This window comes from Dietzia sp. NPDC055340, from assembly GCF_053645335.1.
In genome coordinates this window covers 40,976-62,895 of record NZ_JBSHML010000001.1, presented here as the reverse complement: position 1 = coordinate 62,895, position 21,920 = coordinate 40,976, and the positions used below count along the sequence as shown (strand labels likewise).

Sequence of the window (21,920 nt, the reverse complement as noted above, 5' to 3'; positions counted from 1 at the left end):
CTGGGCTTAGTCTGGAGCACATGCCGTCCACTGAGAGTTCGGGCCCCCAGGCGCCACCGCGGCCGACCATCGCCGACGAGTTGTCGACCGGCTGGTCCGACGACTCGAAGCGCGCCGATCTGCACTACGTGTCCGGAAAGGGTGGCACCGGCAAGACCACGGTCGCCGCCTCCCTCGCGCTCGCGCTGGCCTCGACCGGCAAGAAGGTCCTGCTGGTGGAGGTCGAGGAACGTCAGGGCATCGCCCGGATCTTCGACCGGTCCCCGCTGCCCTACCGCGAGGAACTGGTCGCGCGGGTCGACGGCGGCGGCAAGGTGTACGGACTGGCGATCGACATCGAGGCCGCGATGCTCGACTATCTCGACACGTTCTACCGCCTGGGAGTGGTGGGCAGGGTCATGAAGTCGGTCGGCGCGATCGAGTTCGCCACCACCATCGCGCCCGGGCTCAAGGACGTGCTGCTCACCGGCAAGATCTACGAGGTCGTCACGCGCGAGCGCGCCAAGAAGGAGGTCGTCTACGACGCCGTGGTGGTGGACGCCCCGCCCACGGGCCGGATCGGCAAGTTCCTCGACGTGACCACCGCGATGGCCGACCTCGCCGGCGGCGGCGGTCCCATCCGTCGCCAGGCGGAGGCGGTGGCCGAGCTGGTCCACTCCGAGCGCACCGTCGTCCACCTGGTGACGCTGCTCGAGTCCCTGCCGGTGCAGGAGACCCTCGAGGCGATCACCGAGCTCAAGGGCCACGGCCTGCGGATGGGACAGGTGGTCATCAACCGCGCCGAGTCCCGGCATCTGGACGACGCCGCGCTCGAGCGCGTCGCCGAGGAGGAGATCGACGCCGCGGCCGTGCTCACCGGCCTCGAGGCCACCGGTGTCGAGGTCGACGACGAAGGGCTTCAGGGGCTCCTGGTGGAGGCCATCGAACACGCGCGCGTCGCACGCGGTCAGCTGCGGGCCGGCGAAACGCTGACGTCGGCCGGATGCCCCACCCTCGTCCTGCCCGCCCTCCCGCACGGGGTCGAGGTCACCGATCTCTACGACCTCGCCTCCGCCCTCGTCGACCAGGGAGTCCGCTGACATGGCCAGTCATCTCGACATCACCGCACTGCTCACCGACCTCCAGACCCGCGTGGTGGTCTGCACCGGGGCCGGCGGCGTGGGTAAGACCACCACCGCCGCGGCCGTCGCGTTGCGGGCCGCCGAGCTCGGCCGCGACACCGTGGTGCTGACCATCGACCCTGCCCGCCGGCTCGCCCAGGCCCTCGGGATCGACGAGCTCTCCAACGAGCCCTCCCCCGTGGAACTCACCGCGGAGCAGGGCGAGGCGGGCGGGTCGTTGCACGCGATGATGCTCGACATGCGTCGCACGTTCGACGAACTGGTCACCGCCAACACCACGCCCGAGAAGGCCCGGTCGATCCTCGACAACCGCTTCTACCAGACGATGGTCACCTCGTTCGCGGGCACGCAGGAATACATGGCCATGGAGAAGCTCGGGCAACTGCTCGAGGATTCGACGTGGGATCTCGTCGTCGTCGACACTCCTCCCTCCCGCAACGCACTCGACTTCCTCGACGCCCCGAGCCGGCTCGGCTCGTTCCTCGACAGTCGGCTCATGCGGTTGCTGTCCGCGCCCGGCCGCGGCGTGGGGCGGCTGGTGACCGGCGCGATGAGCACGGCCATGCGTGGGGTGTCCGCGGTGGTCGGCTCATCGATGCTCAAGGACGCGTCCGAGGTGGTGGTGGCGCTCGACACGACCTTCGGCGGGTTCACCGCACGCGCCGCACGCACGCAGGAGATCCTGCGGCGCAAGGGCACCGAGTTCCTGGTGGTCTCCTCGGCCGAGCGGCCGGCGCTGCGCGAGGCGGCGTTCTTCGCCGAACGACTGTCCGAGGAGAACATGCCGCTGTCGGGGGTGGTGATCAACCGGACGCACCCGCGGCTGACCGACATCAGCGCCGAGCAGGCCGGGGCCGCCGCTGACCGACTCGTCGGCGAGAATCCCGAGGCCGAAGCCGTGCTGCGTATCCACGCCGACCGCGCCCGGACCGCCCGGCAGGAACTACGCCTGTTGGAGTCGTTCACCGACACCCACCCCGACGTGCGGATCGTGGGCGTGCCCTCGCTGCCGTTCGACATCTCCAACATCGAGGCGCTGCGCGCGGTGGGCGATCAGCTCTGCGGGTAGGGCTGGCCGCCCGCCTCTGCCCGGCGTGACCGCCGAGCGGCCGGGAAGTCCGTCGACGAACCTCCCGGCGCGAGGGGTCAGTAGACGGCGGAGTGTCGCTCGATCTGCTGGGCGAAGAAGTCCGCCCAGGACCGGACCTCGGGGTGCTGCTTGAGCAGTGCGCGGCGCTGACGCTCGGTCATGCCGCCCCAGACGCCGAACTCGACCCGGTTGTCCAGCGCGTCGGCACGGCACTGGAGCAGCACCGGGCAGTGACGGCAGATGGAGGCCGCCTTACGCTGGGCGGCTCCGCGGACGAAGAGTTCATCCGGATCGATGTCCTTGCAGCGGGCCTGGGCCACCCATTCCTGGCGGCCCTCCCCGATAATGGTCTCCTCGGAGCCGAGAGGATTGCTTGAACCGGGGCGGACCCCGACGTCGGAGGAGCGGGAAGTCCCGGGAAGGGTAGCCGTCATCGAAGAACCCCTGTCTGCAAGGAACAACGGGCGCCAGTCGCACGCTGTTCCGGCCTTCTGAATACACCCGGCGCGGCGTACTCACCGTGTCCGCGAAGGCCTCGCATGGGCTGAGACCTGTGATGAAGGTCTCATTCATTTCGAAACGCCTCGCGTTCCCTCATATTGTTACCGCAGTCACACAACAGAAGTAAAGAGTCGTGTCCAGGTCGGGCCGCAGAGGGTGGTGTAGCGGGGGTGGTCACGTACTCTGTGCACGTGTCAGGTATGAGTTCGCTGGGGAAGCTGGTCGCGACCTGCGTCGCTGCCGGGGTGGTGGCTGCCGGGGCGCTGTTCCCGCTGGCCGGAGCGGCCGGACTCGCGTCCAACAAGATGGCCGATTCCTTAGCCGGAACGTCGGCCGACCTGATCAAGGGTGACCTGCCGTCCATCTCCACGGTCACCGACGCGAACGGCGAGCCCATCGCCTGGCTCTACGACCAGCAGCGGGTACTCGTCCCCAGCGAAGAGATCTCGCAGAACATGAAACTCGCGATCATCGCGATCGAGGACCGGCGATTCGCCGACCACAACGGGGTGGACTGGCGCGGCACGGTCCGCGCCGCGCTGACCAACGCCACGTCCGGCGAGGTCGAGCAGGGCGCGTCGACGATCGACCAGCAGTTGGTGAAGAACTACCAGTTCCTGGTCTCCGCGGAGAACGACGCGGAGCGCCGGGCCGCGGTGGAGACGACCCCCGCGCGCAAGATCAAAGAGATCCGTATGGCGCTCACCCTCGACGGCGAGATGAGCAAGGACGACATCCTCACCAAGTACCTCAACCTCATCTCGTTCGGCAACGGCTCGTTCGGCATCCAGACCGCCGCGCAGACGTACTTCGGTGTCGACGCCGCCGACCTCACGGTCCCCCAGGCGGCGATGCTCGCCGGAATGGTGCAGTCGACCAGCCAGTTCAACCCGTACGCCAACCCCGAGGACACCAAGCAGCGCCGCGACACCGTCATCAGGACGATGGTCGACACCGGCGCCATCACCCCGTCCGAGGGCGCGCAGTTCGTCAACGAGCCCCTCGGCGTTCTCGAGCGGCCCAACTCCCATCCCCGCGGCTGCATCACCGCGGGTGATCGCGGGTTCTTCTGCGATTACGTGCTCCAGTACCTCGACGAGAACGGCCTGAGCCGGTCGATGGTCGAGGAGGGCGGCTACACCATCCGCACGACCCTCGACGAGACCGTCCAGGCCAACGTCCAGCGCGCGCTCGACACCTACGGCAACCCCGCCACCGAAGGCGTGGCCGAGGTGATGAGCGTCGTGCGCCCGGGCAAGGAGTCCCACAAGGTCGTCGCGATCGCCTCGAGCCGCCAGTACGGGCTCGAGTTGGGCGACAGCCAGACCGTCCAACCGCAGCCGTTCTCCCTGGTCGGTGACGGTGCCGGCTCGGTGTTCAAGATCTTCACGGTCGCGGCGGCCCTGGAGAAGGGGATGGGTGCCGACACGACCCTGTCCGTGCCGAACCGCGTCCAGGTGTCCGGGCTCGGTGCGGGCGGCGCCCGCGGCTGTCCCCCCGGGCAGTACTGCGTGGAGAACGCGGGCTCGTACCCGGGCTCCCTGTCCGTGACCGACGCCCTCGCCCAGTCGCCCAACACCACGTTCGTCAACCTCATCAAGGACGTCGGGGTGGCCCCCACCGTGGACATGGCCACGCGCCTGGGCATGCGCTCCTACGAGCGCAAGGGCACCGCGGCCGACGGCGACTCGATCAGCGGGTTCATCAAGAAGAACAACCTCGGCTCCTTCACCCTGGGCCCGTCGGCCGTGAACGCGCTCGAGTTGTCCAACGTCGGTGCCACCATCTCCTCCGGCGGCGTCTGGTGCCCCCCGAGCCCCATCGAGTCGATCACCGATCGCACCGGCAAGCGCGTCGAACTGAACGAGCCGGGCTGCGAGCAGGTTGTCGACGAGGGCCTCGCGAACACCCTCGCCGTCGCGATGTCCAAGGACGCGGTGGGCGCGGGCACGGCGGCCGGGGCGGCCGGGAGCGCCGGGTGGAACCTGCCGATGTCCGGCAAGACGGGGACCACCGAGGCCAACCGCTCGTCGGCGTTCCTCGGCTTCACCAACAACTACGCGGCGGCCGTCTACGCCTTCAACGACGGCACCACCACCACCGAGCTGTGCACCAGCCCGCTCCGGCAGTGCTCGTACGGCAACCTGTTCGGCGGAAATGAGCCCGCGCAGACCTGGTACTCGGCGTTCTCCCCGATCTCGGACATCTACGGACCGGTGTCCCTGCCGTCCCCGGATCCCGCCTACCAGCGGGGCACCAGCCGATCCGGCATGCCGGACGTCGAGGGGATGAGCCAGTCCGCCGCGACATCACTGCTCACCAACGCCGGCTTCATCGTCAACACCCAGTTCGTCTCCGGCGCCGGGCGCCCCTACGGGACGGTCGTGGGCGTCGACGGCGGCACCGGCATCCCGGGATCCCAGGTCACGTTGCGGGTATCCGACGGCTCCGGCGGCGGAGCGGGCGGCGGCGCTTCCGGCGGTCAGGGAGCCAGTGGACCGAACGCCCCGATCGGCGACGAGCCCGTGGTGCTCGAGGTGCCCGGATTGGCCCCGATCACCATCTCGCCGCCGAGATAGGCCCGCGTTTCGCCGGTAGTCTGGACGGATGCAGCGCCCCACTCGCAAGACCCGCAGTTCCACTCAGTCGGCCACCCGTGCGGCGGCCCTGGTCGCCGGGGCCGTCGTCGCCGGGACCGCCTACGCGAGCGGCTGGGAGCGCAACAATTTCGCTCTGCGCCGCCAGTCCCTGCCCCTGCTGGCCCCCGGGTCCGAGCCGCTGACGATCCTGCACATCTCGGACCTTCACATGATGCCGGGCCAGAGGCGCAAGCAGCAGTTCCTCACCTCGCTGGCCGCGCTCGAGCCGGATCTGGTGATCAACACCGGCGACAACCTGTCGAGCGAGCGGGCGGTGCCGTCGGTCGTCCAGGCGCTCGGCCCGCTGCTCGGCCGGCCCGGGGCGTTCGTGTTCGGCTCCAACGACTACTACGCGCCGGTGCCCAAGAATCCGCTGCCCTACATCGGGATCGGCCGGAAGAAGCACTCCTCCATCCCGTTGCCGTGGCGGGATCTGCGGGCGGCGTTCGCCGAGCGCGGCTGGGTCGACGCCACCCATCGCCGCGCCGAGATCAATGTCGACGGGCGCCGCGTGCTGGTCGCCGGCGTCGACGACCCGCATATCGGCCGGGACCACTACGACGAGATCGCGGGGCCCGCCGGTCCCGCGTTCGATCTGCGCATCGGCCTGGCGCACACCCCGGAGCCGCGCGTTCTCGACCGGTTCGACGCGGACGGCTACGACCTCGTGTTCGCCGGCCACACCCACGGCGGGCAGCTGTGCCTGCCGACGGGCGCGATCGTCACCAACTGCGGCATCGACCGCTCGCGGGTCCAGGGTCTGTCGGCGTGGGGTCGCAACCTCATCCTGCACGTGTCGGCGGGGCTCGGGACCTCGCCGTTTGTGCCTGTTCGGACGTTCTGTCGGCCCGAGGCCACGCTGTTGGAACTGATCGCCGTTCCGGGAGGTGGCGACGACGACGCCGAGGTCCCGGTGACGCCTCTACAGGAACGGATTCCGCAGCCCGCCTGACCCGGTTTCGCGATTCTCGGGGTGGGGCGCTAGAGTATCCATCGTTGTCACCGGGGTATGGCGCAGCTTGGTAGCGTGCTTCGTTCGGGACGAAGAGGTCGTGGGTTCGAATCCCGCTACCCCGACAATGAGAAGTCCCGGGTCACGGATGTGGCCCGGGACTTCCGCCATTTGCGCGCATTCGCTGACCTGCAGGATGACTGCGATCCGGAACTCCTGCTCTGTGGCGGCGATCTCCGTCACCTCTCCTCGGATTTTCGGTGCACCCCGGTCTCGCCGGTCCGTAAGGTCGTGGCATGACCTCCCAGAACGACGCCCCCCACGCCGATTCCGCCGCCGCCACCGAAGTCGGCGCCTCTGCCGCTGACGCCGCCGCGTCCGGCGCTGCCGACGCCGCCTCCTCGGTCCACCCGAACTTCGGCCGCATCACCACGAGCGGCCGGGGCAACGCCGAGCTGTCGGCTGCGCTGCAGAAGGTTCTGGACGGCGCGTGGTCGGATACGCGTGCGGAGACCCGCGCGGCCATGACCCGGGACATGGTCAACCCGCTCGGGCTGACCATGGAGGAACAGCGGGCCCACACGTTGACGCAGTTGCAGCGTCTCGCCGAATCGGGGATGCCACGGCTCGGATTCCGCGAGGAGGACGGCGGCACCGGTGACACGGGCGCCGCCCTCACCTCGTTCGAACTGCTCGGCCACCTGGACCTGTCGGTGATGGTCAAGGCCGGTGTGCAGTGGGGGCTGTTCGGCGGGGCGATCGCCAACCTCGGCGACGCGGAGACCCGCAAGAAGTTCCTGCCGAGCGTGATGTCGCTGGACCTGCTGGGCTGCTTCGCGATGACGGAGATCGGCCAGGGCTCCGATGTGCAGAACCTGGAGACCACGGCGACATTCGATGCCGAGACCGGCGAGTTCGTGGTCAACACCCCCACGCCTAGTGCGGAGAAGGCCTACATCGGCAACGCCGCGCGCGACGGCCGGCTGGCCGCCGTGTTCGCTCAGCTCGTCACCGTCGAGAACGGCGAGGAACTGCGCCACGGCGTCCACTGCCTGCTCGTGCCGATCCGGGACGAGGCCGGTGACGTCATGCCCGGCGTGACGATCACCGACCACGGCCACAAGGGCGGCCTGCTGGGAGTGGACAACGGGCGGATCAGGTTCGACGAGGTCCGGGTCCCGCGGGAGGCGCTGCTCAACCGGTTCGGTTCCGTCGACGAGCAGGGCCGCTATTCCTCGCCGATCGACTCGGTGGGGGCCCGGTTCTTCACGATGCTCGGCACGCTGATCCGCGGCCGGGTGTCGGTGGGCGCGGCGTCGGGCGCCTCGGCCCGCACGGCGCTGGCGCTGGCGGTGCGCTACTCGCTGATCCGCCGCCAGTTCGACCACCCGGAGACGGGCAAGGGCATCCCGCTGCTGGAGTACCGCGAGCACCAGCGTCGCCTTATGCCGCTCGTCGCCCGCGCGTACGCCTACGCCTGCGCGCAGAACGCGATCGTGGCCGAGCTGGCCGAGTTCGAGGAGAACCCGGACGCCTTCGACGAGGTTCGTCGTCGCGAGATGGAGACCCACGCGGCCGGGATCAAGGCCACGGTCACCTCGTTCGCCAACGACAGCATCACCGAGGCGCGCCTGGCCTGCGGCGGCGCCGGCTACATGGCCGAGAACCTGCTCACGGAGATGCGCAAGGACTGCGACGTGTTCTCGACGTTCGAGGGCGACAACGTGGTGCTCACCCAGCTCGTCGGCAAGGAGCTGATGAGCGCCTACGCGGCGGAGTTCGGCGACATGGACCAGCGCGAGACCGTGGCGTTCGCGTTCAACACGGTCGCCGACGTGGTGCAGGAGAAGGCCCGCACGTCGACGCTGTGGCAGAAGCTCGTCGACGCGGTGACGGATCGCGAGCACACCGACATCCTGGACCGCGGCAATCAGCTCGAGCTGCTCGTGGACCGCGAGGAGCACCTGCTGGAGACCGTGGCCCGGCGTCTGCGTAAGGCCCAGGGGCAGGACGGCTCGGCGGCGTTCAAGGTGTTCAACTCGGCCCAGGACCACCTGCTGCAGGCCGGCCGCGCGCACATGGACAGCTGGGTGTTCTCCCGGTTCGCCGAGGCCGTCGACGCCTGCGAGGACCCGGAGGCCAAGGAGGTCCTGGGCATGCTGTGCGACTTGTACGTGCTCGACATCGTGGACCGCGACAAGGGCTGGTTCCTCGAGCACAACCGCCTGACCACCGAGCGCACCAAGGCGGCCACCGCGGCCTACAACCGGCTGTGTACGAAGCTCGCCGGCCGGGCGCGGACGCTTGTCGACGCCTTCGCGGTTCCCGAGTTCGTGTTCGAGGTGCCGATGCTCAACGGCGGCGGCGTCGACAGCATCGCGGATCCCACCGACGCTTGACCGACGCCTGACCGACACCTGCCCGACGCCTGCCCCCTCCCGCCGCGGTTGCACGACATCACCCCGTAGCTGCAAGACATCTGGTGCGAGATCCGGCACGAATTTCGCACAGTTTGTCGTGCAACCGGAGGGGAGTGTCTTGCAACCGAACGGCTCGGCCGGGGTCGGGCGGATCGTGCGGCCGGGTAGCGGATCGTGCGACGGGGTGGCGGACCCGCGCGGCGGGTGGCGGACCCGGGTGAAGGGCAGATCCGAGCGGCGGTAGCGGGTTCCGGCTTATTTACGGGCGGCGGCCACGCGGACGGCCAATCCGGAGCACACGGCCACGGCGACCAGGACGACAGCCGCAGTCCACACGACCGAGCTCGATCCGGCCAACAGGAGGGCGTCCAGGGCTGCGGTGGCCTGCCCCGTCGTCGTCGCCGAGGTGGCCGTGACCACCGCCGACGGCGCGCCGCCCGCGACCCACACCCACCACGCCACGCCGGCGGAGAGCCCCGCGAGGACCACCGCGACGATCCGGCCCGGCCACTCCCCCAGCACCGCGCCGAGCGCGCGCCAGAGCAGGGAGGATGCGACGACGACGAGGCCCACCACCGCCACGACCGCGATCGCCGAGACGACGGACGGGACATCCGCCGTGGCCAGCCCCCACGCGGACAGGCCCGCGGTGAGCACGATCAGGGCCAGGATCTGCTCGGCGAGCGAGGAGCCCGGCCGGCGGACGAGCTGGACGAGCAGCGCCCCCAGGACGGCGGCCGCGGCCACCCCGAGGATCCCGGCCGACGTGCGCCGCTGCGAGTCCTGCGCGGCCGCGGCGGCCTCGAGCCCGGCGTCGCCCTGCTCGGCGGCCAGGGCGCGGCCGGTCTTGCCGATCGCGTCCTGGGTGCGGCCGGCCGAGTCGGACACACTGGCGGCGCCGTCGCGGAGGGTGCCGGCGCCGTCGGCGAGGGTGGCCGCTCCGGTGGCCAGTTCGCGGGAGCCGCGGGTGGCCTCGTAGATGCCGTCGCGCAGTGGGGCTCCGGGGGCGGAGAGCTGGCGGGCGAGTTCGTCGGCGCCACCGGAGAGACGGTCGAGGTCGTTCAGCATGCCCTGGTTCATGCCCTGGGACTGGAGCTGACTCTTGAGCCCGAGCAGGGCCTCGCGGGCCCGAACGTTCTCGGGGGCGTCACCCTGGAGTCGGGAGACGGCGTCGTCGATCGCGGTCAGGACCTGGCCCTGGATCACGGCGACACCGCGGACGGCGCCGACGAGCCGGCCCACCCCGCCGGCGACTTCGTCGGCGCCCGTGCCCGCCTGCCCCATCCCGTTCTGGAGTTGCTCCATCCCGGCCGCGAGCTCGGCCGAGCCGTCGCGCAGCTGGTCCGCGCCGCCAGACAGTTCGGCGGTGCCGTCGCGCAGCTGGCCGGTACCGGCGACCGTGAACGAGGAGTTGGCCGAGGCTTCCGACAGTGCCGACTGGACGGGGCCGCCCGTGCCGGCGGCGGCGTCGGGCTGCTGTGGGGCCGGGCCCACCACGGCCCAGAGCGCGGCCAGAGCGAGCGGGATGACGATGAGGATCAGGCCGACGAGGCGTCGGATCACGCCCGGGCCGGCGGTCGCGTCGTCAGGCTCATGCTCCTGCCCGGCTTCCTCCGCGTCCGCGTCCACCGTGGGTAGGACGTCGGTGTCCGGATCGGGTGCGGTGTCCGGATCGGGTGCGGTGTCCGGATCGGGTGCAGGTCCGGTGCCCGCACCCGCGTTCGCGTTCGCGGCCGGGATCGCGAATGGCTTCGCCGAAGGTGACTTCGAGGGGCTCATGTCGGCAGCGTATCCGCTGGACAGCGACGTTCCCGCAGGTCACCCGGCACGTCATCGGATCGGTGTCACAGTCGGTTGTTAAACTCCTGCAAAACGGATCACAGCCGGAACGCCGCCGGGTGTGACCGGTGTGACCGACCTCGGCTGCCCCTCGCAGCGTCTGACCCCCGCGCGCTGCCGCCGCAGGAAGGAGCCATGAGCCCCGTCCTCGCAATCGCCGCGGCCGGACTCGCCGCACTGCTGGCGTGGCCACTGACCCGTTGGCTCGGGCGAGGTGCCGGGTGGCCACTGGCCGCGCTGTATCTCGCCGGGGCGGTGGCGCTGCTGCCGCCGATCTCGCGGGCCCTCTCGGGCATGCCAGACCGGGTCGTGCGCATACCGTGGGTGCCGGCGCGGAACTGGACCCTGGATCTGTTCGCCGATCCCACCGGGTTGTTCTTCGCGATGCTCGCGCTGGTGATCGGCGCGATCGTGCTCGTCTATTCCACCTCGTACCTGCCCGGGCGTGCTGTGCTCAGCCACGCCGGCGGCGGTTCCGGTGGTGGGCGCGGCGGACCGCAGCACTACGGCTTCTACCAGCTCATGACGCTGTTCACGGTCTCAATGCTGGGGTTGGTCCTCACGGACTCGCTGGTCCTACTCTTCGTCTGTTGGGAACTCACGTCGCTGGCGTCGTTCGCGCTAATCGCGAACTCGGGCCGCAAGGCGTACTCCTCGGCGTTCCGGACGCTGGTCGTGACGTTCCTCGGCGGTCTGGCCCTGCTGGCGGCGGTCGTCGCTATCTGGCTGCGAACCGGCGCCACCTCGATCTCGGGGGCCCTGGTCCACAACGTGTGGTCCACCGATCCGAAGTTCACAGCAGCGATCGCGGTGCTGGTGGCGCTGGCCGCTTTCACCAAGTCCGCCCAGTTCCCGTTCCACTTCTGGCTGCCGGACGCGATGGCCGCCATCACGCCGGTCAGCGCGTACCTGCACGCCGCGGCCGTGGTGAAGGCCGGCATCTTCCTGCTCATCCGCTTCTCGCCGATCTTCCACGACGTGGCGGTGTGGAACGCGCTGCTCGTGACCGTCGGCATGGGCACGGCCGTCATGGCGGCGGTGTTCGCTCTGCAGAAGACCGATCTCAAGCAACTCATGGCGTACTCGACGGTGAGCCAGCTGGGCTGGATCATCGCCACCATCGGCATCGGTACGCAGGCCGCACTCGCGGCCGCCGCACTGCACACGCTCGCGCACGCCCTGTTCAAGTCGGGACTGTTCATGCTGGTCGGCGTGGTGGACCACGAGGCCGGGTCGCGCGACATCCGGGACCTCGGCCCCCTGTGGCGGCGCATGCCGTGGACCTTCGGGGCCACCGTCCTGGGGGCGGCGGCCATGGCCGGCATCCCGCCCACGCTGGGTTTCGTGTCCAAGGAGTCGATGCTCACCGCGTTCGGCGAGGCCGCTGGCGGGAACTCCGTCGCCGTGACAGTGCTGCTGGCCGCGGCGGTGGTCGGCGCGATCCTCACGTTCCTCTACTGCGCCCGCATCGTCATGGGCGGGTTCCTGGGTCTCTACCGTCAGGACCGGGGGCTCGAGGCCGACGGCGTGACGCCGGTTGCCGACGTGCACGAGGCGCCGGTACGACTGTTGCTTCCTGCCGCTCTGCCCGCGGTCATCGGTCTGCCACTCGCGCTGGTCGTGGCAATCCTCGATGCCCCCATGGGCGCCATCGCCCGCGCGGCCGCGGGCCCGTTCGGGTGGTTGCCGCTCTATCACGACAAGATCGCCCGCCCCGCCCTGCCCGCCGACTTCGACCCGGCGGACCTCGAGTACGAACCACACCTGGCCCTGTGGCACGGGTTCACGCTCGAGCTCGGGCTCACCGCGCTCATCCTGGTCGTCGGCGCCCTGCTCGTCTGGCAACGCCGCGTCCTCGATCGGGCGCTGGACCGCGACCTGCTGCCGTTCACCGGCGCGGAGGTTCTCGAGTCGATGATGCGCGGCACCGTCAGCGCGGGCCGCGCCTTGTTGCGGCCCACCGCCTCCGACTCCCCCGCACGGCACGCCGGCGCACTCATCGCGACGGTCTGCGTCTACGGCGTGGGGCTCGGCGCGTGGGCGTTCGCGACCGGGGCCACCCTGCCCGCCCGGGTCGGCGACCTCGACCGGACGATCGACGTGGTGCTGCTGATCGTCGTGGTGCTCTCCGTCATCGGGCTGTGCACGGCGCGCTCGCGGCTGGCGGCGGTGGTGTTGCTCTCGGCCGTCGGCATCGCGGTGACCATCCAGATCTTTGGTCTCGGCGCCCCCGACGTGGGCATGACCCAGTTGCTGGTCGAGGCGCTGACCATCATCATGTTCATGCTGGTCCTGCGCCGGCTGCCGAAGGACTTCATCGCCCCGACCCGCCCCCGCCGCACCGCGGCGATCGTGCTTGGCGTGGCCTCGGGCCTGGTCGCCACCGCCGCCGCGCTCGTCTTCAGCGGGCGCCGCGAGCGCTCGCCGATCGGCATGTACCTGCTCGAGAACGGGCCGGACATCACCGGCGGCGCCAACGTGGTCAACACGATCCTCGTGGAGTTCCGTGCGCTCGACACCTTCGGCGAGGTCTCCGTCCTCGGGGTGGCCGGGATCGCGATCCTCGCCGTCCTCGGCTCGGTCCGCAGCCGTGCCAGCAACAACACCGTCGACAATCAGGACGACGACTTCCTCCCCGGCACCGAGCAGGCCACCGGCGAGGCCGAGACGGCGCTCGAGGACGCCGACCGCAACACCATGCCGCTGCGCCTGCTGTCCCGCGGCGTGGCACCCACCCTCGCCGTCGTATCGGTGCTGCTGCTCTGGCGAGGGCACAACGAGCCCGGCGGAGGGTTCATCGCCGCGCTCGTCGCCTCCTGCGCGTTCGCCCTCTACTACCTGTCCCGCGAGTCGGACTCCCCGGTGAGCAAGCCGTCCACCCCGGTCATGTTCATCGGCGGCGGGCTCATCCTCGCAGGCCTCACCGGGGTCGGCGGCTACGCATTGGGCGAGTTCCTCGAGCCCGCGCACTGGTACATCCTCGGCCAGCACATCAGCAGCGCACTGTTCTTCGACCTCGGGGTCTTCTTCGGTGTGCTGGGCCTGGTCATGACCGCGTTCAACACCCTCGGCGCGGAGGGCACCGCCGTCGACGCGGTCCCCGGCACCGACCAGACCGTGGAGGCGAGCCGATGACCCTGGCGATCATGATCGGTGTCCTCACCGGCGGTGGGGTCTACCTGATGATGCAGCGCGGCATGGTCCGCGTCGTGTTCGGCCTCGGCCTGTTCAGTCACGCCGTCAACCTGATGTTGCTCTCGTCCGGGGTGTCCGCGTGGCGAAGCGAACCGCTTGCGGACGTCAACAGCAGCGACATCTCCGCCGACCCGCTCCCCCAGGCGTTCGTGCTCACCGCCATCGTCATCACCATGGCGGTCACCGTGTTCATGCTGTCGCTCGCCGTGGTGGGGCGCGATGACGACACCCACGACGTCCCGGACACCGGCGACGAGGCCTTCACCACCACCGGACGGGAGGGTGCCGCATGATCGCACTGCTCCTGCCGCTGCTGGCCGCCGTCCCGGTCATGGCCGCGGCGATCGCCGCGATGATGCCGTGGCGGGTCGTCGGCCGTCTGCTCGCGCTGGCCGTCCCCGCCGTCACCGCCGTCTCGGGCATCGGCCTGCTCGTGCACCACCACGCCGAGCCCGTGGTGGCCGCCCAGGTGGGCGCGTTCGTCCCCGGAGTGGCCATCCCGATGGTCTCCGACTCCTTCGCCGCGATCATGCTCGTCGCGACGGGAGTCGTGGCGGCCGCGGCGGTCCTGTTCTGCGACCTCACCGGCGAGTTCGCCCGGAGTCGCTACTTCGCCCCCCTGGTGCTGCTCCTTCTGGCCGGCGCCAACGGGGCCCTGCTCACCGGGGACCTGTTCAACCTGTTCGTGTTCGTCGAGGTCATGCTGCTGCCCTCGTACGCGCTCATCGCGATGACCGGCGGCTGGCGGCGGCTGGGCGTGGGTCGGCTGTTCGTGGTGGTCAACCTCCTCACCTCGACCGTGCTGCTCGCCGGAGTGGGCTTCGTCTACGCCTCGGCCGGGGCGGTCAACCTCGCGGCACTGGCGGGCGCGGCGAGCGAGGACGGCCGCGTCGCCGCGGCGCTGGGCATCGTGGTGATGGCGCTGTGCATCAAGGCGGGCGCGGTCCCCGTCCACGGCTGGCTGCCCCGCGCCTACCCCGGCACCTCGGCCGGCGTGATGGCCCTGTTCTCGGCGCTGCACACCAAGGTCGCGCTGTACGCGGTCATCCGCATCTGGGCCACCGCCTTCGACCTGGACCCCGCGTGGGGCCGCGTCATCCTGGTGGTCGCGCTCATCACGATCCTGTGGGGCGCCATCGCCTCGGCAGCGCCCGTCGACGCCCGCGAGATCCTGGCCTGGCAGATGGTCTCCGGGGTCGGTGTCATCCTCGCCGCGCTGGTGGTGGCGTCCGCGCCGGGCGGGGCGATCGTCTACATGATCCACCACATGGTCACGATCGGCGCGCTCATCCTGCTCGTCGGGGCGGCCGAGCACCTCTACCGCAGCGACCGCCTCGGCACGCTCACCGATCTGTGGCACCGCGAGCGACCGCTCGCCGTGCTCATGGTGCTCGCGATCGCGGCCCTCGTCGGACTGCCGCCCACCTCGGGTCTGATCGGCAAGCTCGAGGTCCTGTCCGCCGCCCTCGCCCCCGGCACGGTGTGGGGGGTCGTCACCGTCGTCGTCGTTCTGCTCGGGTCCCTCATCGGCCTCGTGGCGATGCTCCGCCTGTGGCGGGGGATCATGTGGAGCGACGCCGCGTCCGAAGGTGACGCGCCCGACGGTGACGCGTCCGGCACTGTCTCGCCGGACCGGGATGACGACGACAACGCGCCCACCCGTCCCCGCATACCGGGCCGGCTGCTCGTGCCGGGTGGCGCGCTCGTCGCGGTCTCGGTGGCGATGTTCCTCGGTTACGGTGAGGTGGGCTCGGAGGTCGACCGGGCCGTGGACGGATTGGTCGACACCGCGGCGTACGTGCAGGCGGTGCTCGGCGGTGCCGACGCGCTGACCGCCACGACAGTGGGGGGTGTCTCGTGATCGGGCGCATCCTGCGGGCCCCGCTAGTACTGGGGTGGCTGCTGTGGAACGTGGTGGCGTCGTCGTGGGCGTTGGCCGTCACCGCGATGACCCCCGGACCCGTGGGCAACCCGGTCCTGGTCCGGTATCCGATGCGCTGCCGCACCGACATCGAGGTGACCGCACTGGCCTGGGCCATCACCGTCACCCCCGGCACCCTGGTGACGGTGATCGGCGAGACCGACCTGTGGGTGCACGTGGTACTCGGCGGGCCGCGCGAGGAGATGGTCGAGATGCTCGCCGAGACCGAGGACCGCATCCTGTCCGTCCTGCGAGGTGAGAAGTCATGAGTCCGTTGCTCACCGTTCTGCTGGGGTTGGCCACGGTGATCGTCGCGACGAGCATGCTGGTCGCGGCGTACCGCGCGATGCGCGGCCCGGGCGATGCCAACCGTGCCGTGATGGCCGACCTCACGTACTTCTGCGCCGTTGCGCTGTTCGTGATGTTCGTGATCCGTACGGGGTCGGCCGTCTCCCTGGACGTGGTGATGCTCGGTTCGCTGCTCGGCGTTCTGTCCACCGTCGCCCTGGCACGGTTGCTCTCGAGAGGTCGGAGGTGAGTCAGATGGCCGATTCGGTGATCAGCGACCTGCTGATCGGCGTGCCCGCACTGCTGGGCTCGCTGTGCTTCCTCGTGGCCGCGGTGTCCATGAACCGGGCCCGCGACGCGCTGACCCGCATCAACATCCTGTCCGTCGCCACCGGATTGGGCATGATGCTGTTCATCGTGGCCGCGTATGTCGATGACCTCACCGGCGGTTTCCGCTGGTCGGGGCTGATAATGGCGCTGGTCGCTTTGGGCGCGACCGTGGTGGTGACCTCCGTCGCCTCCATCACGCTCGCCCGGGCCGCGTACCGGGCGGACCCGCGGCTCGATCCCCGGACCGCATACGATGACCTGTCAGGAGTGGAGTGACGTGAGCGCCCCGTCCCGTGGAGTCAACGATCCCTCGGAGTCCCCGGACGACGCGGCGGACCGGATCGCCTACGACCCGGTACTGGCCGCACGTCGCGTCGACACCCTGATCGACGCCGGGGATCTGCGCAACGCCGCCGAGGTCCTGGACGAGATGCCGCCGTGGCTGGTGGTCGATGTCCTCGAGCGAAGCGGCACCAAGGACCGGGCGGTGATGTTCCGGCTCCTGCCCAAGGACACCGCGACCTACGTGTTCGAGGCGCTCGACCCGCCATTGCAGTCCGAGCTCATCCACGACCTGCACGACAGCCGGGTCAGCGAGATCTTCGCCGAGCTCGACCCGGACGATCGCGCCGGTCTGATCGACGAGCTGCCCGCCAAGGTCGCCACCCGTCTGATGCGCGAGCTCGACCCGGAGGAGCAGGCGCTGACCGCGGCCGTCCTCGACTACCCGGTCGGCTCCGTCGGGCGCCGCATGAGCCCGGAGTACGTGTCGACACACCCCGACACCACGGCCGGGCAGACCCTCGAACGGGTCCTTCAGCGGATCGACCGGACCGAGACGATCTACGCGCTGCCCGTCACCGACGACGAGCGGCATCTCGTGGGGATCGTCGGCCTGCGCTCGGTGATGAGAGCGGACCCGGACACCCCGATCCGCGAACTGATGAACGAGGCCGTGTCGGCGCGCGCGCGTGAGTCCGACGAGAAGGCCGCCCGCCGGTGCTCGGGCGAGCGGTTCATCGTGTTGCCGATCGTCGACGACGAGCATCGCCTCGTCGGAATCCTCACCTTCGACGATGCCCTGAGGATTCTCCAGGACGCCGACTCCGAGGACACGGCCCGCCAGGGCGGTGTCGAGCCGCTGCGCCGGCCGTACCTGTCCACCCCGATGCGCTCGCTCGTGCGCTCTCGTGTGCTTTGGTTGCTCGTGCTGGCGGTGGGCGCCACGCTCACGGTCCAGGTGTTGGAGGTCTTCGAGTCGACCCTCGAGCAGGTCGTGGCGCTCTCGCTGTTCGTGCCGCTCATCATCGGCACCGGCGGCAACACCGGCAACCAGGCGGCCACCACCGTGACGCGAGCCCTCGCCCTCGGAGATGTGCGACCACGGGACACGGCCCGTGTCCTCTGGCAGGAGGCCCGCACGGGATTCACACTCGGGCTGATTCTCGGCTCGGTCGCGTTCGCGGTCGCGGGTCTGGTCTATGGGGTCGATTTCGGGCTGGTGATCGGGCTGACGCTGTTGTCGCTGTGCACGATCGCGGCGTCGGTCGGCGGGGTCATGCCGCTGCTCGCCAATACCGTGCGAGCCGATCCGGCGGTGTTCTCCAACCCGTTCATCTCGACCTTCGTCGACGCCACCGGGTTGATCGTCTACTTCCTCATCGCCCGCGCGGTGCTGGGGCTGTAGGCGGCCTGACGGTCTGAGCCCGGTACCAGGCCGGGCCCGGTGCCGGCCCTGGGCGGCTGGCGCCCGCCCGGCCTGACTTACGCGTCCTGTCTGCCGGTTTTCGACGGACCTGCGCGCCCGGTTTGGTCCAAACCGGGCGCGCAAGTCAAGGGCAGTCTCCCCGGGCCAGCGGATTCCAGCTGGCTGGGAGAGGCCGGACGGGCCGAGCGGGTCAGACCGACTTGGCCTCCCACATCCAGTGCAGCTGCTCGAGTCGAGCGCTGACGCCGACGAGCAGATCCTCGGTCACCGGGTCGCCGCCGACCTTCGCGATGTTGGCGCGCAGACGTACGATCGTGGCCGCGAGCGCCTCGGTGATCACGCGGATGACCTTGTCATCGGAGGCGAACTCCGACGAGGCCTCGTCGAGCGCCGAGTCTGCGGCGACCGTCTTGGCGCGGCCGTCCGGGCTGACGCCCACGGCCGTGGCCCGCTCGGCGACCTCGTCGGTGAAGCCGCGCGCGTCCGCGACGAGCTCGTCGAGCGCGAGGTGCACGCTCTGGAACCGCGGGCCGACGACCGACCAGTGCGCCTGCTTGGCGACCAGCGACAGGTCGATCAGGTCGACGAGTGATTCCTGCAGGGCGCCCGACACGGCCTCCTGGTGCTCGGCCGGGACGAACGAGGTGATCGGACCATTCTTGGAATCGGTGGCCATGGTGGCTCCTCTCTGGCCCGGCGTATCCGGACCGCACGGTTCTCTACTTGTGTATCAACGCCCGACGGGAAGGGCCGATTCCTGCTCGGCCCTTCCCGTCGGTGTGACGCGTGTCAGTCGCGCAGGCGGTGGGTACCGCGCTCCGAGGCCTCGACCTTGGTCTTGATGGCGGCGCCGAGGTCGGGGTCGACCGCGGTCCAGTAGGCGTACACGCGCGCGAGCAGTTCCGTCTCCGACGGGTCGATCGCGCTCACGTGGCCCGCGACATTGTTCTGCAGGCGCTCGCGGGCGGCGTCATCCATGACCTCGCGGTACAGGGTAGTGGCCTGCGCCTGGTCGGTGTCCTCCGCGTGCGGCTTGACGTCCCCACGGAAGATCTCGGAGCCCTCGGCGTCCCAGGCGCCGAAGTCGTAGGCCTTGGCCGGGTCGGCGGTGGGCCCGTCGATCGAGTTGGGGTGGTACTCGGCCACGGCCGGGTGGTTGAACTCGTACTGCATGTGGCCCTCCTTGGAGTAGGAGTTGACCGGGGACAGCGGCGAGTTGACCGGCAGCTGCTGGTAGTTGGCGCCGATGCGGTAGCGGTGGATGTCCGGGTACGCGAACACGCGGCCGAGCAGCATCTTGTCGGGCGAGAAGCCGATGCCGCGCACGATGTTGGTGGGCGCGAACGCGGCCTGCTCGATCTGCGCGAAGTGGCTCTCCGGGTTCCGGTTGAGCGTCATGGTGCCGACCTTGCGCAGCGGATAGTCCTTCTGCGACCAGGTCTTGGTGAGGTCGAACGGGTTGAACCGGTAGTTCTCCGCCTCGTCCACGGGCATCACCTGCAGGTGCAGGTCCCAGGAGGGGTAGTTGCCCTCGCGGATGTTCACCCAGAGGTCCTCGCGGTGGAAGTCGGCGTTCTCGCCGTCCTTGCGCTCGGCCTCGTCCTGGGTGAAGAACTCGATGCCCTGGTTGGTCTTGAAGTGGAACTTGACCCAGTGACGCACGCCCTCGGCGTTGATCATCTGGTACGTGTGCGAGCTGAACCCGTCCATATGACGCCAGGTCCGCGGGATGCCCCGGTCGCCCATGAGCCAGGTGACCTGGTGGGTCGACTCCGGGCTCAGGGTCCAGAAGTCCCACTGCATGGCGTGGTTGCGCAGGCCGGAGCCGTTCTTGCGGCGCTGCGAGTGGATGAAGTCCGGGAACTTGATCGCGTCGCGGATGAAGAAGATCGGCGTGTTGTTGCCGACCATGTCGTAGTTGCCCTCTTCGGTGTAGAACTTCAGGGCGAAGCCGCGCGGGTCGCGCCAGGTGTCCGGGCTGCCCTTCTCGCCGGCGACGGTGGAGAAGCGGGCGAGCATCGGGGTCTTGACGCCCTTCTGGAACAGCCCGGCGCAGGTGATGTCGGAGATGTCCTCGGTGGTCTCGAACTCGCCGAAGGCGCCGGAGCCCTTGGCGTGCGGCAGTCGCTCGGGCACGTTCTCGCGGTTGAAGTGGGCGAGCTTCTCGATGAGGTAGAAGTCGTGCAGCGGCTGCGGGCCCTGGCGGCCGACCTGGGCGCTGAACTCGTCGTGCGGGACCGGCACGCCGCCGTCGGTGGTGGTGGGTGCCTTGGGCTCGATGTTGCGTACGCCGCGGTCGGCGGGGTGCGTGGTCACGTCTGTGGCTCCTCATGGGTTGGGTGGAGTGGTGAGGTGGTCGGGGGTCCCAGCCTGTGACGCCTGGGATGTGGTCTGTGTCTCAGTCTGCGACGAGAAGGGCCTCGCTCGCCCGACATTCGGGACATATGCCCCAGTAATTGACCTCGGCTTCATCTATCTGGAAGCCGTGATCGTCGTCCGCCGTCAGGCACGGGGCGTGCCCGACCGCGCAGTCGACGTCCTCGATGCGGCCGCACCGGCGGCAGACGAGGTGGTGGTGATTGTCGCCCGTGCGCCGCTCGTAGCGCGCCGGAGATCCGGCGGGCTCGATTCGGCGCATCAGCCCGGCGTCGGTACAGACCCGCAATGCGTCGTAGACGGTCTGGGTGGACACGGCGCCGAGCCGCTCGCGGACGTGGGTGGCGACGTCCTCCGCCGCGATGTGGGGGTTGGTGCCGACGACGACGAGGACAGCCAGCCGCGGAGAGGTGACCCTCAACCCGGCGTTGCGGAGCAGCTGCTCCGGACCTTCCATCGCTGTCGTCATGGCCACCAGCCTAGTCGGCAATCTGGAATTAGTCCAGAATTGGAGAGAATCGCTTCTACGATCTTCTCGCGGACGTACTGTGCCCGGTGGCGGTGTCGAAGTGGGCGGTCGTTGTCGTCGTCGCCCCTCCCCGCGCCGTGGGCGCCGACTAGGCTGGCCCGCGACCGAAGCCACTGCAGGAGGACGCCATGTCGGAGACCGCTGACTACACAACACCGCAGGCCACCGCGGGGCCGGTGGTGTGCGGCTACGACGGCTCACGAGACGCCCGGAGGGCCGTCGCGTGGGCGGCTGAGTGGGCCCGCGACCACGATGTGGCGCTGAACGTGATCTCCGCCGACCGGGCTGTCGGACGCGTGGTGGCGTTCGACGAGACGGCCCGCGCGAACGTCGAGGGGGCGATGCGCGACCAGCTCGCCGAGCTCACCGCAGGCGTGCAGGCGTCGTTCCGCGTGATCGCGGACAGTCCCGTGGGCGCGCTCATCGAAGCCGGCCGGGGTGCGTCGGCGATCATCGTGGGCAGCCGCGGGCTCACCGCGCGCGAGGACTTCGCGATGGGCTCCACCTCCGCAGGTGTAGTGGAGCATGCGACCTGTCCGGTCATCGTGATCACGCCGCGGACGCCGGAGAGTCCCGGCAGCGGCCCGGTCGTGCTGGCCGCCGACGGCTCGAAGGCCAATGACCCGGCCGCGGCGTTCGCGTTCGCCGAGGCACAGCGGCGCGGCACGAGCGTGCGGGCCGTGCACTCGGTGGAGGTCCCCAAGCTGCCGGGGGCGTCGCTGTTCGACCTCGACACGCTGGCCGAGAGCGTGCTCGCCGAGGACGAGGAGCAGGTCCTGAGCGCCCTCGCCCCGCACGAGGCGCGGCATCCCGGGGTCTCGCTCGAGCTGATCCTGGTGGTGGGGGATCCCGCCACCACCATTGCCGACGAGGCCGACGGCTCGTCGCTGCTGGTCACGGGATCGCGCGGTCACGGCGGTTTTGCCGGGCTCCTGCTCGGCTCGGTCAGCCGGCGCCTGCTGCAGACCGCGCCCTGCGCTGTCGCGGTGATTCGTCCGGCCGACTGACGGC

Annotated in this window: 18 protein-coding genes and 1 tRNA gene; 14 read left to right on the top strand and 5 right to left on the bottom strand. The window is 70.0% G+C overall.

Annotated elements, in window-relative coordinates; translation table 11 throughout:
• Positions 1 to 20 precede the first annotated feature (20 nt).
• Positions 21 to 1,079 (top strand): ArsA-related P-loop ATPase, encoded by a 1,059-nt coding sequence (locus ACWIFB_RS00270; protein ID WP_452100391.1) that lies wholly within the window; start codon positions 21 to 23, stop codon positions 1,077 to 1,079.
• Position 1,080: 1 nt separating this feature from the next.
• Positions 1,081 to 2,190: an ArsA family ATPase gene (locus ACWIFB_RS00265; protein ID WP_452100392.1), complete on the top strand. Its 1,110-nt coding sequence runs from the start codon at positions 1,081 to 1,083 to the stop codon at positions 2,188 to 2,190.
• Between the two features lie 77 nt (positions 2,191 to 2,267).
• Here the strand turns inward: ACWIFB_RS00265 and ACWIFB_RS00260 are convergent, their stop codons facing one another.
• Entirely contained in the window at positions 2,268 to 2,645 is a 378-nt protein-coding gene (locus tag ACWIFB_RS00260; protein WP_230929843.1) for a WhiB family transcriptional regulator, read from the bottom strand.
• 267 nt (positions 2,646 to 2,912) lie between these two features.
• Between ACWIFB_RS00260 and ACWIFB_RS00255 the strand changes: the two genes are divergently transcribed.
• The 4 genes from ACWIFB_RS00255 (at position 2,913) to ACWIFB_RS00240 (ending at position 8,702) form a co-directional block, all read left to right on the top strand.
• Positions 2,913 to 5,291: a transglycosylase domain-containing protein gene (locus tag ACWIFB_RS00255; RefSeq protein ID WP_454057037.1), complete on the top strand. Its 2,379-nt coding sequence runs from the start codon at positions 2,913 to 2,915 to the stop codon at positions 5,289 to 5,291.
• Positions 5,292 to 5,319: 28 nt separating this feature from the next.
• Positions 5,320 to 6,303: a metallophosphoesterase gene (locus ACWIFB_RS00250; RefSeq protein ID WP_454056933.1), complete on the top strand. Its 984-nt coding sequence runs from the start codon at positions 5,320 to 5,322 to the stop codon at positions 6,301 to 6,303.
• Positions 6,304 to 6,354: 51 nt separating this feature from the next.
• Positions 6,355 to 6,428: transfer RNA gene (locus ACWIFB_RS00245), tRNA-Pro, on the top strand.
• 171 nt (positions 6,429 to 6,599) lie between these two features.
• Positions 6,600 to 8,702 (top strand): acyl-CoA dehydrogenase family protein, encoded by a 2,103-nt coding sequence (locus ACWIFB_RS00240; RefSeq protein WP_454056932.1) that lies wholly within the window; start codon positions 6,600 to 6,602, stop codon positions 8,700 to 8,702.
• A gap of 276 nt (positions 8,703 to 8,978) precedes the next feature.
• Here ACWIFB_RS00240 and ACWIFB_RS00235 read toward each other — a convergent pair whose 3' ends face one another.
• The gene (locus ACWIFB_RS00235) at positions 8,979 to 10,502 is read right to left on the bottom strand and encodes a hypothetical protein (protein WP_454056931.1); all 1,524 of its coding nucleotides are present in this window, start codon (positions 10,500 to 10,502) and stop codon (positions 8,979 to 8,981) included.
• Positions 10,503 to 10,697: 195 nt separating this feature from the next.
• On the opposite strand from ACWIFB_RS00235, the gene mbhE reads away from it, so the two are divergent.
• The 7 genes from mbhE to mgtE all read left to right on the top strand — a co-directional run bounded on the left by mbhE (position 10,698) and on the right by mgtE (position 17,983).
• Complete coding sequence (gene mbhE / locus ACWIFB_RS00230; RefSeq protein WP_454056930.1) at positions 10,698 to 13,697, top strand: hydrogen gas-evolving membrane-bound hydrogenase subunit E; 3,000 nt, start codon at positions 10,698 to 10,700, stop codon at positions 13,695 to 13,697.
• Positions 13,694 to 14,050 (top strand): sodium:proton antiporter, encoded by a 357-nt coding sequence (locus ACWIFB_RS00225; protein WP_230929838.1) that lies wholly within the window; start codon positions 13,694 to 13,696, stop codon positions 14,048 to 14,050. Before mbhE ends, ACWIFB_RS00225 begins: the two co-directional genes overlap by 4 nt.
• Positions 14,047 to 15,618 carry a proton-conducting transporter transmembrane domain-containing protein gene (locus tag ACWIFB_RS00220; RefSeq protein ID WP_454056929.1) on the top strand — a complete coding sequence of 524 codons (1,572 nt, stop codon included), beginning with the start codon at positions 14,047 to 14,049 and terminating at the stop codon, positions 15,616 to 15,618. Before ACWIFB_RS00225 ends, ACWIFB_RS00220 begins: the two co-directional genes overlap by 4 nt.
• Positions 15,615 to 15,947, top strand: a complete 333-nt coding sequence (locus tag ACWIFB_RS00215; protein WP_454056928.1) for a Na+/H+ antiporter subunit E — start codon at positions 15,615 to 15,617, stop codon at positions 15,945 to 15,947. The genes ACWIFB_RS00220 and ACWIFB_RS00215 overlap by 4 nt, the downstream gene beginning before the upstream one ends.
• Positions 15,944 to 16,216, top strand: coding sequence for a monovalent cation/H+ antiporter complex subunit F (locus tag ACWIFB_RS00210; RefSeq protein ID WP_454056927.1), 273 nt, complete (start codon positions 15,944 to 15,946; stop codon positions 16,214 to 16,216). The genes ACWIFB_RS00215 and ACWIFB_RS00210 overlap by 4 nt, the downstream gene beginning before the upstream one ends.
• A gap of 5 nt (positions 16,217 to 16,221) precedes the next feature.
• Positions 16,222 to 16,572: a cation:proton antiporter gene (locus tag ACWIFB_RS00205; protein WP_454056926.1), complete on the top strand. Its 351-nt coding sequence runs from the start codon at positions 16,222 to 16,224 to the stop codon at positions 16,570 to 16,572.
• Between the two features lie 64 nt (positions 16,573 to 16,636).
• Positions 16,637 to 17,983, top strand: a complete 1,347-nt coding sequence (mgtE, locus tag ACWIFB_RS00200) for a magnesium transporter (protein WP_454057036.1) — start codon at positions 16,637 to 16,639, stop codon at positions 17,981 to 17,983.
• A 211-nt stretch (positions 17,984 to 18,194) separates the two neighbouring features.
• Here mgtE and ACWIFB_RS00195 read toward each other — a convergent pair whose 3' ends face one another.
• From ACWIFB_RS00195 to ACWIFB_RS00185, 3 genes are all read right to left on the bottom strand, one after another.
• Positions 18,195 to 18,680 carry a Dps family protein gene (locus tag ACWIFB_RS00195; protein WP_454056925.1) on the bottom strand — a complete coding sequence of 162 codons (486 nt, stop codon included), beginning with the start codon at positions 18,678 to 18,680 and terminating at the stop codon, positions 18,195 to 18,197.
• Positions 18,681 to 18,793: 113 nt separating this feature from the next.
• Positions 18,794 to 20,320 (bottom strand): catalase, encoded by a 1,527-nt coding sequence (locus ACWIFB_RS00190; protein WP_454056924.1) that lies wholly within the window; start codon positions 20,318 to 20,320, stop codon positions 18,794 to 18,796.
• A gap of 82 nt (positions 20,321 to 20,402) precedes the next feature.
• Positions 20,403 to 20,849 (bottom strand): Fur family transcriptional regulator, encoded by a 447-nt coding sequence (locus ACWIFB_RS00185; RefSeq protein WP_454056923.1) that lies wholly within the window; start codon positions 20,847 to 20,849, stop codon positions 20,403 to 20,405.
• Positions 20,850 to 21,037: 188 nt separating this feature from the next.
• Between ACWIFB_RS00185 and ACWIFB_RS00180 the strand changes: the two genes are divergently transcribed.
• A complete protein-coding gene (locus ACWIFB_RS00180) occupies positions 21,038 to 21,916 on the top strand; it encodes a universal stress protein (protein ID WP_454056922.1) in 879 nt (292 codons plus the stop codon).
• The last annotated feature ends 4 nt before the right edge of the window (positions 21,917 to 21,920 follow it).

Bases quoted from the DNA above. Each gene is read 5' to 3' on its own strand.
- ACWIFB_RS00270 (WP_452100391.1), top strand. From the start codon at position 21: ATGCCGTCCACTGAGAGTTCGGGCCCCCAGGCGCCACCGCGGCCGACC.
- ACWIFB_RS00265 (WP_452100392.1), top strand. From the start codon at position 1,081: ATGGCCAGTCATCTCGACATCACCGCACTGCTCACCGACCTCCAGACC.
- ACWIFB_RS00260 (WP_230929843.1), bottom strand. From the start codon at position 2,645: ATGACGGCTACCCTTCCCGGGACTTCCCGCTCCTCCGACGTCGGGGTC.
- ACWIFB_RS00255 (WP_454057037.1), top strand. From the start codon at position 2,913: ATGAGTTCGCTGGGGAAGCTGGTCGCGACCTGCGTCGCTGCCGGGGTG.
- ACWIFB_RS00250 (WP_454056933.1), top strand. From the start codon at position 5,320: ATGCAGCGCCCCACTCGCAAGACCCGCAGTTCCACTCAGTCGGCCACC.
- ACWIFB_RS00240 (WP_454056932.1), top strand. From the start codon at position 6,600: ATGACCTCCCAGAACGACGCCCCCCACGCCGATTCCGCCGCCGCCACC.
- ACWIFB_RS00235 (WP_454056931.1), bottom strand. From the start codon at position 10,502: ATGAGCCCCTCGAAGTCACCTTCGGCGAAGCCATTCGCGATCCCGGCC.
- mbhE (WP_454056930.1), top strand. From the start codon at position 10,698: ATGAGCCCCGTCCTCGCAATCGCCGCGGCCGGACTCGCCGCACTGCTG.
- ACWIFB_RS00225 (WP_230929838.1), top strand. From the start codon at position 13,694: ATGACCCTGGCGATCATGATCGGTGTCCTCACCGGCGGTGGGGTCTAC.
- ACWIFB_RS00220 (WP_454056929.1), top strand. From the start codon at position 14,047: ATGATCGCACTGCTCCTGCCGCTGCTGGCCGCCGTCCCGGTCATGGCC.
- ACWIFB_RS00210 (WP_454056927.1), top strand. From the start codon at position 15,944: ATGAGTCCGTTGCTCACCGTTCTGCTGGGGTTGGCCACGGTGATCGTC.
- ACWIFB_RS00205 (WP_454056926.1), top strand. From the start codon at position 16,222: ATGGCCGATTCGGTGATCAGCGACCTGCTGATCGGCGTGCCCGCACTG.
- ACWIFB_RS00195 (WP_454056925.1), bottom strand. From the start codon at position 18,680: ATGGCCACCGATTCCAAGAATGGTCCGATCACCTCGTTCGTCCCGGCC.
- ACWIFB_RS00185 (WP_454056923.1), bottom strand. From the start codon at position 20,849: ATGACGACAGCGATGGAAGGTCCGGAGCAGCTGCTCCGCAACGCCGGG.
- ACWIFB_RS00180 (WP_454056922.1), top strand. From the start codon at position 21,038: ATGTCGGAGACCGCTGACTACACAACACCGCAGGCCACCGCGGGGCCG.